9 protein-coding genes and 1 pseudogene are annotated in these 11,290 nt (G+C 43.1%); 7 read left to right on the plus strand and 3 right to left on the minus strand.

From position 1 onward, the window contains the following. Positions 1-4: 4 nt before the first annotated feature. The 6 genes from purM to LPAF129_RS05995 all read left to right on the plus strand — a co-directional run bounded on the left by purM (position 5) and on the right by LPAF129_RS05995 (position 8,284). Complete coding sequence (gene purM / locus LPAF129_RS05970; RefSeq protein ID WP_309296502.1) at positions 5-1,018, plus strand: phosphoribosylformylglycinamidine cyclo-ligase; 1,014 nt, start codon at positions 5-7, stop codon at positions 1,016-1,018. A gap of 11 nt (positions 1,019-1,029) precedes the next feature. After that, positions 1,030-1,605, plus strand: coding sequence for a phosphoribosylglycinamide formyltransferase (gene purN / locus LPAF129_RS05975; RefSeq protein WP_373875036.1), 576 nt, complete (start codon positions 1,030-1,032; stop codon positions 1,603-1,605). Positions 1,606-1,607: 2 nt separating this feature from the next. Next, complete coding sequence (gene purH, locus LPAF129_RS05980; RefSeq protein ID WP_244055250.1) at positions 1,608-3,137, plus strand: bifunctional phosphoribosylaminoimidazolecarboxamide formyltransferase/IMP cyclohydrolase; 1,530 nt, start codon at positions 1,608-1,610, stop codon at positions 3,135-3,137. A 15-nt stretch (positions 3,138-3,152) separates the two neighbouring features. Further along, positions 3,153-4,382, plus strand: a complete 1,230-nt coding sequence (gene purD, locus LPAF129_RS05985) for a phosphoribosylamine--glycine ligase (protein ID WP_244055251.1) — start codon at positions 3,153-3,155, stop codon at positions 4,380-4,382. A gap of 55 nt (positions 4,383-4,437) precedes the next feature. Next, a complete protein-coding gene (locus LPAF129_RS05990; RefSeq protein ID WP_244055252.1) occupies positions 4,438-6,102 on the plus strand; it encodes a formate--tetrahydrofolate ligase in 1,665 nt (554 codons plus the stop codon). A 922-nt stretch (positions 6,103-7,024) separates the two neighbouring features. Beyond that, entirely contained in the window at positions 7,025-8,284 is a 1,260-nt protein-coding gene (locus LPAF129_RS05995; RefSeq protein WP_043023464.1) for a cytochrome P450, read from the plus strand. Between the two features lie 385 nt (positions 8,285-8,669). On the opposite strand, the pseudogene LPAF129_RS06000 reads toward LPAF129_RS05995, so the two are convergent. Then, a pseudogene (locus tag LPAF129_RS06000) lies at positions 8,670-9,088 on the minus strand (transposase); the annotation flags it as partial. Between the two features lie 106 nt (positions 9,089-9,194). On the opposite strand from LPAF129_RS06000, the gene LPAF129_RS06005 reads away from it, so the two are divergent. Further along, positions 9,195-10,193: an IS30 family transposase gene (locus tag LPAF129_RS06005; RefSeq protein WP_244055253.1), complete on the plus strand. Its 999-nt coding sequence runs from the start codon at positions 9,195-9,197 to the stop codon at positions 10,191-10,193. Between the two features lie 104 nt (positions 10,194-10,297). Here the strand turns inward: LPAF129_RS06005 and LPAF129_RS06010 are convergent, their stop codons facing one another. Together LPAF129_RS06010 and LPAF129_RS06015 are read right to left on the minus strand one after the other, a co-directional pair. Next, positions 10,298-10,855 (minus strand): YdhK family protein, encoded by a 558-nt coding sequence (locus tag LPAF129_RS06010; RefSeq protein ID WP_244055254.1) that lies wholly within the window; start codon positions 10,853-10,855, stop codon positions 10,298-10,300. Between the two features lie 189 nt (positions 10,856-11,044). Beyond that, positions 11,045-11,290: IS3 family transposase (locus LPAF129_RS06015; protein ID WP_244055255.1), on the minus strand; the 246-nt coding region annotated here is incomplete at its 5' end.

Below are 11,290 nucleotides of genomic sequence, written 5' to 3' on the forward strand. Positions count from 1 at the left end.
TATAATGGATGCCTATAAAAAAGCAGGAGTCGATATTACCGCCGGGTACCGCCTAGTTGATGCGCTCAAAGAACTGACGCAAAACGATGCCCTTGGTTCTTTTGGCGGAATGTTTTCGTTAGAACTTGGCACGTACGATGAACCGGTCTTAGTAGCTGGGACCGATGGGGTCGGGACCAAGCTGCTGGTCGCGTCCCAAGCCGGGCAAAACGCACAGGTCGGGGTCGATCTGGTGGCCATGTGTGTCAATGATATCTTAGCTCAGGGCGCTAAGCCTCTGTTTTTCCTAGATTACCTGGGGACTGGCCATTTGGAAGAAGCAAAGGCCACTGAGATCTTGAGCGGAATAGTTGCCGGAGTCAAGGAAGCTGGAGCAGTGCTTTTGGGCGGTGAAACGGCAGAGATGCCTGATATGTATGAACACGGCCGCTACGATCTGGCTGGATTTGCCGTCGGGATCGCTGACAAAAAGAAGCTGTTAACGGCTCAAAATACGCAGGAAGGCGACGTTTTGCTGGGGTTGGCAGCGAATGGCTTGCATTCCAACGGTTTCAGTCTGGTACGCGACATTTTGTTTAAGCAAAACGATTTTTCGTTAGACGAGATCTTGCCTGGCTGTCAGACGGACCTGCGTCATGAACTGCTCAAACCGACGCGCATCTATGTCAAGTCGGTCTATCCGCTGGTTGAAGCGGAAATGCTCCACGCAATCGCGCACATCACTGGCGGCGGCTTAGTTGAAAATGTGGCACGGATCTTGCCGGATGATTTGGCTGCTGAAATTGACCTGGCTGCCTGGCAAGTACCTGCGATCATGCAGGAGCTACAGAAACTAGGTCAGCTTAGTTTTGCTGATATGACTCAGACCTTTAACCTCGGTCTCGGACTAGTATTGGCGGTTGATCCTAGCGTGGCTGCAGAAGTAAAAAGTCAGTTAGAGCAGGCAGGAGAGACGGTTTATCAAGTCGGACGAATCGTGTCCGGGTCCAAAGAAGTGAAGATCAGAGGTGAGCTGTAGTGGCAGCACCAATCAAGAGGATCGCGATTTTTGCATCAGGTGAAGGAACTAATTTTACCGCCTTATGCCATGCATTTACCCGGCAAAATTTGCCGTTAAAGGTCTGCTTGCTGGTCTGTGATCACGAAAATGCCAATGTCTTAGAGCGAGCCGCGCATGAAAACGTCCCAACACTCGTGGTGAATTATCAGGATCATCCTGACAAAGTCGCCGCTGAAAGGGTAATTGTCACTCAGCTAGCCGCTAAAAAGGTCGACTTTATTTTATTAGCCGGCTATATGCGGATCATCGGCCCCACCCTTTTGACTGAATACACGGGGAAGATGATCAACATCCATCCAGCTTTATTGCCACTTTTTCCCGGGCGGCATGGAATCGAGGATGCCTACCAAGCCAGAGTCTCTGAAACAGGTGTTACGATTCACTGGGTTGATTCCGGAATCGATTCCGGGCAGATCATTGCACAAAGCAAGGTGCCGGTTTATCAAGGAGATAGTTTGCCAGAACTTGAGGCGCGGATCCATACCAGAGAACATGAATTTTATCCAGCAGTAGTCAAGGAACTTTTAGAAAAAGGAGAAATTTAACGATGACGAGAAGAGCTTTACTGAGTGTTTCCGACAAAACGGGTTTGCTGGAGTTTGCCCAGCAGTTACTAAAATTGGATTTTGAACTTGTCTCAACTGGAGGTACTAAAAAAGCACTGGAGAAAGGCGGCTTGACCGTCACTGGCGTCGATGAAGTGACCGGATTTCCAGAAATGCTGGACGGACGCGTTAAGACCTTGCATCCGAAGATTCATGGCGGCTTATTGGCCAAACGAGACAACCAAGAGCACATGCAGCAGTTAGACGATGCTGGGATTACCCCAATCGACTTAGTGGTCGTCAATCTCTATCCTTTCAAGCAAACAATCTTAGATCCGGCTACGACCGAAGCACAAGCCATCGAGCAGATCGATATCGGCGGACCTTCGATGTTGCGGGCAGCAGCCAAAAACTTTGCCGACGTTTTGCCTGTCGTTGATCCAGCCGACTATCCGGCAGTGACCGACTTCTTGCAAAAGAGCGTCAATAACCAGGATTTCCGCAAACAGCTGGCAGCCAAAGTTTTCCGCCACACCGCTGCCTATGATGCTTTGATTGCCAATTACTTAACCGAAGAAGAATTCCCGGAGAAGCTGACTTTGACCTACGAGAAACAGCAGAGTCTGCGTTACGGTGAAAACAGTCACCAGGCAGCCGCTTTTTACCGCAAACCAATTCCGGCGAAACTTTCGCTTATTACCAAGCAGCTACACGGTAAGGAACTCTCTTTTAATAATTTGAAAGACGCTAATGCAGCCTTGACCATGGTCAGCGAGTTTGATCAACCCGCTGTTGTTGCCATGAAACATATGAATCCCTGCGGAGTCGGGATTGCCGCGGAGATAGAGACCGCCTGGGACGAAGCTTATGCATCCGATCCAATGTCGATTTTTGGTGGGATCGTAGCTGTTAACCGCCAAGTGAATGCCGCGACCGCTAAGAAGATGCACGAAATCTTTTTGGAAATCGTGATCGCACCTTCATTTAGTGAAGAAGCTTTGAAAATTTTGAGCAAGAAGAAAAATATTCGGCTATTGCAAGCAGACCTCAGTCACCGCGATCAAGCAGAGCGTTATGAAGCGATGACAGTGAGCGGCGGTTTGCTGGTCCAAGAAACGGACCGGCAAGTCGAAGAGATAGCCGACTTTACCGTTGTAACTAAAACTCAGCCAACTAAAAAGCAGTTAAAGGCGCTCCAGTTTGGCCAGCATGTCGTTAAATTTGTCAAAAGCAATGCGATTGTTGTCACTACTGATTCCAAGACGCTGGGAGTGGGGATGGGGCAGCCCAACCGGATCGATTCGACCAAGATTGCGATCCAAAAGGCAATGCCTAAGGACGGCTACGAAAATGCGATCCTTGCTTCAGATGCCTTCTTCCCGATGGATGACTGCGTGGAATACGCTGCCCAGCATAACATCAAAGCCATCATCCAGCCTGGCGGCAGCATTCGCGACCAAGATTCGATCGCGATGGCTGACAAATATGGGATCGCGATGGTTATGACCGACGTGCGGCACTTCAGACATTAAGGAGGGGACAGCAGCTTGAAAAATGTACTTGTGATCGGTGCAGGCGCACGTGAACACGCAATTGCTGCGACCTTTATACGCAGCCGACAGGTTGATCGTGTTTACTGTGCCCCAGGCAACCCGGGCATGGTCAAAAGCGGGATCCAGTTGGCAGCAATTGCTGAAAATGACTTTGAGAGCCTGGCAGAATTTATCGAGCAAAAACAGGTCGACTTGGTTTTCGTGGGACCGGAAGCACCCTTAGCTGACGGAATCGTTGACTTCTTACAAAAGCGCGGTGTGCAGGTTTTTGGCCCTTCACAGAGTGCAGCGCGGTTGGAAAGCGATAAAAAGTTTGCCAAAAACTTCATGTTACGTAACCAAATTCCGACCGCTGCCTTTGCGACTTTTAGCGACTATGAAACGGCACTGGCTTACGCGCAAAACTTGAGTTTTCCATTGGTGATCAAGGAAAACGGTTTGGCCGACGGCAAAGGCGTTCAGATCGTGACTGAGGTCACCAAATTGGAAGCAGCTTTGCATCAAGCCTTCACTCAGAGCGGTCAAGTTCTGATCGAGGAATATTTGGAAGGCGAAGAGTTCTCCTTGATGCTGTTTATGGGCGGACCAGAACCGGTCGTTTTACCGATCTCCCAGGATCATAAGAAAATTTTTGCAGAGGAGCAGGGTCCTAATACCGGTGGCATGGGAGCCTATTCGCCGGTGCCGCACATCACGAGGAAAATCGTGGAACAAGCCCGGCAAACAATAGTAGAGCCGACGATTGCTGGTTTGAAAAAAGAGGGCTTGGAATATTCCGGCACACTGTACGTTGGCTGCATGGTGACCCCGACAGGGATCAAGGTCATTGAATACAACGTGCGGCTGGGTGATCCGGAGACGCAGATCTTGCTGCCGCAACTGACCAGTGATTTTTACACGGCAATCACTGATTTAACGACAGGACGGACACCAGACATGAAGTGGCAAAGCCGGGAGTTTTATCTCGGAACAGTCGTGGCCGCTCCCGGCTATCCGAGTCAACCCAAACAAGGACTGCCGCTGCCAGAACTGCCAACTAACGTTTTCTATGCAGGGGTCGTTAGTGATGGAAAGTGGCTGAAAAGTTCGGGCGGGCGGATCTTCACTCTGGTGGAACATGCGCCGACTTTGAAAGAAGCACAAGCCAAGGTCAATGCTACGTTAGAACGACTAGCCCTAACTGAATTTTATTACCGTAAGGATATCGGATTTCGTGATTTATAAGTTAAGTTGACTGTCTTCAAATTCAAGGCAATAGCTTGTGGAAGGATGTTTATAAATGGTCTCAGATATTGAAGTTTCTCAAAGTGTTCAGCCAGAAAAAATTCAAGATATAGCTGCTAAAATAGGAATTAGTCAAGAACAATTGGAAGTCTACGGTACAGATAAAGCTAAAATAGCTCTGCACAAATTTGATCATCTGCCACGAAAAGGCAAGTTGATTTTAGTCACTGCTATCACACCCACTCCTGCTGGAGAAGGAAAAACAACTGTGGGAATCGGCTTGGACGATGCACTTAATCTAATTGGCAAAAAGTCGATCGTTGCGATCCGTGAACCTTCTGTAGGACCAGTCTTCGGCATTAAAGGAGGCGCTGCCGGTGGTGGACATTCTCAAGTGATCCCAATGGAGGACATCAATCTTCATTTTACTGGAGATCTGCACGCAATTGGAATTGCGAATAATTTACTGGCTGCTTTGATCGATAATCATATTTATCAAGGAAATGAACTAGATATCGATGTTAAAAATATTACTTGGAAACGTTCGCTCGATATGAATGATCGGCAATTAAGGCTTTTTGTCGGTGGATTAGGTAATCATGCCAGCGGGATACCACACGAAGATGGTTTTGATATTACGGCAGCTTCAGAAATAATGGCTACTCTTTGTTTGGCAACAGACTTGCTTGATTTAAAAGAAAGATTGGCTAAGATCGTTATTGGTTATAGTAGGAAGGGTGAACCAGTCACTGCTGGTCAATTAAAGGCTGAAGGTGCGATGGCAGCAGTGCTAAAAGATGCTATCAAACCAAATATCGTGCAGACTTTGGCGCATAATCCGGCTTTTGTTCACGGCGGTCCATTTGCGAATATTGCTCATGGCTGCAGTTCACTAATTGGTACAGATCTTGCGTTGAAGTTGGGGGATTATGTAGTTACTGAGGCTGGTTTTGGTGCTGATCTTGGAGCTGAAAAATTCTTAGATATTGTTGCTCCTCGTTTGGGTAAAACACCGGATGCAGTTGTGCTAGTGGCTACCGTTCGTGCGCTCAAGATGCATGGCGGTTTGAATAAAAAAGAATTAAATGAAGAAAATTTGGATGCGCTAAAAAATGGGTTGCCTAACTTGTTACGGCATGTTCATAATATGCATGAAGTCTATGGCTTGCCGACAGTAGTGGCTATTAATAAATATCCGACTGATACTCAAGCAGAGTTAGACTTAGTGCGAGAAGAATGCCAACGTTTAGGAATCAATGCCATTGAAGCCGATGTCTGGGGACAAGGCGGAGCAGGTGCCACTGAGCTTGCCCAGGAAGTTGTTAAATTAGCTGATATGCCAGCAGACTTTACAGCAATTTATGATAAGGAAGATCCGATCCAAGATAAAATTGAAAAAGTTGCAACTAAAATTTATGGCGCAGACGGTATTACAGTGGCGGGTCCTGCGAAAAAGAGTATCAAGAAGCTAGAACATCTCGGCTATGGCAATTTGCCGATCTGCATTGCTAAAACCCAGTATTCATTTTCAGCTAACAAAAACTCTTTAGGAGCGCCAAAAGGATTTAAAGTACCAGTCAAAGAAATTAAGGTCAATGCTGGAGCAGGATTTATTGTAGTTTCCACCGGCTCTGTAATGACAATGCCGGGGTTGCCTAAAGCACCAGCTGCTGAAAAGATCGATGTGACCGCTGATGGAAAAATTACTGGTTTGTTTTAGATAGGTAATTTTATGAAGACTGTGCTGCTAGCCCAGTTTATCCTCGGATGTAGCAACTGCTGCTGAAAAAGTGGCTTGAGTGTTAGTTGTTGTGCTTGGAATCTGTTTGAACTGTATGGTTGAATACATTAACCTTGTTAAAAGCTGATATCCGTAAAATGTTGATTTTATGCCGCTAACTCCAGCGGCCGTGCTGGCAATGCTTGATTATTGTGAAATTCCATTAGAAGAAAAAAATCACTATTATGAAGTGCCCCATAATTGATTAGATATAAAAGTCTAATAATTATGGGGCACTTCATGTATTATATCGAACAGTTTGTCCGTAATTCCATCATAGGAGCCAAATATATACTTGATTACTCTAACTAGAGTTTTCTCATTATGTTAGCCTTTGCGAAAGATAAGATCAGTAAAAACCATCTAGCTTATCTAACTGCTTGGGTAGCTTAATTTTTTTAAAATTAGAAGGGATCGTTTGTTTGACGTACGCAAAAATAAAAGCGGAGTAAAAAAACAGACACTTTTTTTACACAAACCATGGAATGAACTGACTACTTTCCGCTATTTTACAAATAAGGAAGCCTACGGCTTATTTCGATGCTAGTTATTTTCACAAAAAATGGTACAACGTAATTTATTCTAAAAGAAACTTATTTTAAAAGAATAACAGATGGCGGTTTTTCATTATCTTGAATATGAACAAGCTTATTCTGGGAAAGTCCGAATGCTGGGCTATTGAATAGAAACCAGTTAAGGCAGTGGTGTATAGGTTCTTTTTGGACGCTTAAAAAATGAACTGTTTTATATGGAGTATTCTGGAAGGATATTAGTATAGACCCAGTGAGCAGTATTTTTGACGCTGAGTTGTTTAAATAGTACGTTTTTATTAGTAGAAATAAAACAAATAGGAGATGAAATAATGAAACAAGTACCAGAAACAAAAATCAAACTAACGGATGTAAAGGAGTTGCTTAATAAAGGGTATAACCTTTTAGGTGAGCTTCGTGAAGAAGCAGATGCTCCAGTAGCAAAAGCAGAATTTCTGACAGAAGAAATTACAACCGTTTATGGAGAAGAAGCAGCGCGTAAATTTTATAATCCTGAAAACTTCAAGCGGGAAGGGTCTATGCCAAAAGTAGTATTGAAAACTTTATTTGGTGAAGACGGCGTACAGACGATAGATGGAAAGAAACACCATCAACGTAAAAATTATTTCATGGATTTGATGACTCCAGAACGTATGGAAGACTATAGAGCTATTCTAGATCAAAATCTTGCAACCGAACTCGATCAGCAACATGGCACTTTTGAGTTATTCGACCTTTCTAAAAGAGTTCTCTTTAACTCTATTTGTGAATGGGCTGGAATTAATCTAGCACAGTATGATCCGAAAGAAATCGATAAGCTTGCTAGTAATCAAATATCCATGATTAGCGGAGCCATCACTTCTCCAACGGACCACTTGAAAGGAGTAAAAGACCGTAACGAATCAGAGGGATGGGCTCAATCATTAATTAAAGAAGCTCGCAAAAATCCTGTACCAGGCAAAGAAAATCTTGCCCTCTATACATTCGCACAAGCAGAAGACCTAGAAGGAGAGTTATTACCAGTAGAGGTTGCAGCAGTTGAATTGCTAAACATCATTCGTCCTACTGTAGCACTGACGGTTTGGATGGCCTTAATGGGGCATGCGCTTTTCAGTAAAACGAACTTGTATGACCAATTAAAAGAAGACTTTGATACCCTACAAGATTCCTTTATTCAAGAAATGCGTCGCTACTATCCATTCTTTCCTATGTTACCAGCAATCGCTCTTCGTGATGTAGAAATTGATGGTTACGAAATACCAAAAGATAGCTGGGTTGTCTTAGATATTTATGGTACAAACCATGACGCTCGTACGATTGATCATCCAGAAAAATTTGATATCAAAAGATATATTGGAAAAACAAAAGAAATTTCTTATGAAGAAGAATACGAAATGATTGCGCAAGGTGGAGGAGAATTTAGAAATATGCACCGTTGTGCAGGAGAATGGATTACTCTTCACAGTATGCGTGTCTTTTCTGACCAATTAGTAAATAAATATAACTTTAGTATTCCCGAACAAGACTGGACCGTTCCAATGAACCAATTTCCTACGTATCCAAATAGTAAAGCATTGTTGTTTAAAGAATGATTTAAAAATAAAAGTTTGGTAGAGAGCTCCCGATAAAATGGTACCCATGTCAAGGACACAATAAAACAAGAGATTAAGCTGCTTGAAGATGCCTCCTATATTGAATAGGGGCCATCTTTTTTAAATTCCATTGATAACGGTAATTGTTAGAGTAACGTAAGCGCCTAATAGAAAGGTACCTAGAAAATGAAAAAGGACACCTCTATACTGAGAGGTGGGCTCCTATGTCAAGAATCCGGACATAAAAGTACGAACAAATTTGACTTTCAATTTAAATTACTTAATTTAATTTTCGGAGGCCGAAGTTTTAGTCCCGTTCAGATTTTAAAAACGCTTTAGAGTATATTAAATAAGCCCCAACATTATTGAATTTAATAGACTGTAGCTACGCTACAAGTGAAATACGATCACTGTTATACCAACGAATATAGTTATCAATTCCGGCGATTGCTTCATGAATTGTCTTAAAATCTTGGAAATTAACGTATTCACGTTTCAAAATTGAATGAAAACTTTCAATTCGCGCGTTATCGCCGGGCTGACCCTTTCGGGAGTAAGAATGCTTGATACCATACTTCGATAAAGTGTTTTCAAATAAGTCACTTGTGTATTGGCTTTCCATATCACTATGAATAATTTGTGGTTTAACTGCTTGCGCCATGACTTGGGTAATAAAGTTAGTCGCTAGTTCTTTAGTCATCTGCGTATTAAGTGGTAAGCAATAACCCGTCGGGTTACTGGATTATAGACACTAGCTAGGTAACACCAAGTATGGTTAAGGGGAATGTACGTAATATCAGTGACGAATTTACAATTGAAGTGCAACAAGTAAGAAAATAAAAATAGACTCCTAGCCTGAGTCCTGTAGAATGAAGTCACCATAACAATCATCTAAAGGAGTTCTTAGGCTATGAGTCCATATACACATCTTACCTTAAAAGACCGCGAATGCATACTGTTAGGTGTAACTTTACACCATACTTACCAGGTTATTGCCGATCAAATCGGTTGTTCCAAAGCCACTGTGTCACGAGAAATTAAACGCAACGGCGGTCGGGGTGCCTATTCTGCCGTAAAAGCCCAGCAGAACTATCAACAGCGCCGATTAAAGAGTCGTCGCCTCAGGGTACTGGAGAATTTAAAGCTACGCGACTTTGTCCTTCACTGCATTCTTCAACGGCAATGGTCACCCGAGCAAATCGCCGGTCGTTTATCTTTAGAGAACAGTAATTGGCATATCAGCTACAACACGATTTATCGCGGAATTGAACGAAATAATTTAGGCGTTAAACGTAAAAGTCATGGGGCTCGAGGATTCGCTCGAAAGTTACGACATCGTGGGAAAACTCGTAAGGTTAAAGGAACTGTCAACGAACGACGTGGCCGTTTTAATAATGTCCCATCAGTCCATGAACGACCAGTCTCATGTGAGAATCGGACTCGTTTTGGCCATTGGGAAGGCGATACCGTTCGCGGCAAGATCGGGTGTTCGGGTTTAGTGTCACTGGTCGACCGTAAGTCACGATACCTTCTGTCTGAGCGTGTACCCAAAGTGAATGCCAAGAATGTGACCCAAGCGATGATCGACCTCCTGCATACAGTCACACCTAAACGCGTTCGTACACTTACACCAGACCGAGGTACAGAGTTTGCGGGTTATCGTGAAGTCGGTAAAGAGCTTGGTATCTCAGTCTATTTTCCAGACCCGCACGCACCACAACAACGTGGGACCAACGAAAATACCAATGGTCTCATCCGAGAGTATTTTCCCAAAGGAACTGACCTTGATGAACTGACCGATCAAGATATCGCGAAGTTTGTCAGGGATTTAAATAATCGACCCCGTAAGGTCTTAGTCTGGAAGACACCGTCTGAAGTTTTCTTCGGTAAAAAGTTACACTTGATTTGACAATTCGTCGCGCAAAAAAGGACCAAAACAAAAGTTTTGCTTTGATCCCTATTTCAACGCTGATCACTAAAAGTTTTTAAATCAGCTTTTATTACAGATTTATATTAACGTTTTTCAATTTCATCTTCAGCGACCCATTTATGGTTGGTAACTTGCTTGCCACCATTTGTAGGCTGATAATTTACCATGTAAGCTGGTCCCTTTTGGATCTCAACTATCGTAGCAGAGCTATTTTTCATCCCCGCCATATGATCAGCTTTTAATGTTACCTTATCACCTTTTTTGTATTCTTTTCGATTACCCTTGATTTCATTAATAGTGACCCATTTATGATCTTTGACCATTTTTTTATCGGAAGTTGATTTGTAATCTACTGCGTATAACTTCGAGTCATAAGCATTTACGATCGTTGCATTGGCATCTTTCATACCTTTCATATGATCTGCCGTTAACTTAACTTTAGTACCGGCCTTATATTTTGGTTGCTCAGCTTTCTTTAAACCATGCACTTTTTTCGAACCTGTATGCTCGTGCATTTCTGTTTTCTCAGAAGAATGACTGTGCGTAGATGACCCTTCTTTTTGAGTAGAATTACTAGAACAGCCTGCCACCAAGAATAACATGGCAACTACTGCACACACATACAGTACTAACTTTTTCAACTTTCCCACTCCTTTTTGATAAAGTCTGTTTCTACCTTAACTATAACTAAGAAATAGCTAGTTGACAACAAATTACCCTCAGCAAATTGAGTATGCTCATTTATCTTAAAAAAGCGGCACATTCTGCCAATAAAAAAGCCTTCCCTTAGCACTGAAGTGCAACAAAAAAGTTAGACATTTAAATAAGTTTTAACTAGTTAAGACCTGTTTTCGGTATTCTACCGGAGATAGGCCTTTTGTTTTCAAAGAAATTCGTTCATTATTAAACCACTGAACATAATCTTCTGTAATCATAATCAACTCTTCAAGGTCTTGAATCTTACACCGATTCAAACGCTCACGTTTTAATAGATTAAAGAAACTTTCAATTGGTGCGTTATCTAGACAATTTCCTTTGCGCGACATACTTTGAATGAACTCTAAATCTTGTAGTTT

This window comes from Ligilactobacillus pabuli (assembly GCF_022836475.1).
Lineage (GTDB): Bacteria > Bacillota > Bacilli > Lactobacillales > Lactobacillaceae > Ligilactobacillus > Ligilactobacillus pabuli.

Coding starts and splice junctions, on each gene's coding strand:
- purH (WP_244055250.1), top strand. CDS start 1,608: ATGACGAGAAGAGCTTTACTGAGTGTTTCCGACAAAACGGGTTTGCTG.
- LPAF129_RS05995 (WP_043023464.1), top strand. CDS start 7,025: ATGAAACAAGTACCAGAAACAAAAATCAAACTAACGGATGTAAAGGAG.
- LPAF129_RS05990 (WP_244055252.1), top strand. CDS start 4,438: ATGGTCTCAGATATTGAAGTTTCTCAAAGTGTTCAGCCAGAAAAAATT.
- LPAF129_RS06005 (WP_244055253.1), top strand. CDS start 9,195: ATGAGTCCATATACACATCTTACCTTAAAAGACCGCGAATGCATACTG.
- purM (WP_309296502.1), top strand. CDS start 5: ATGGATGCCTATAAAAAAGCAGGAGTCGATATTACCGCCGGGTACCGC.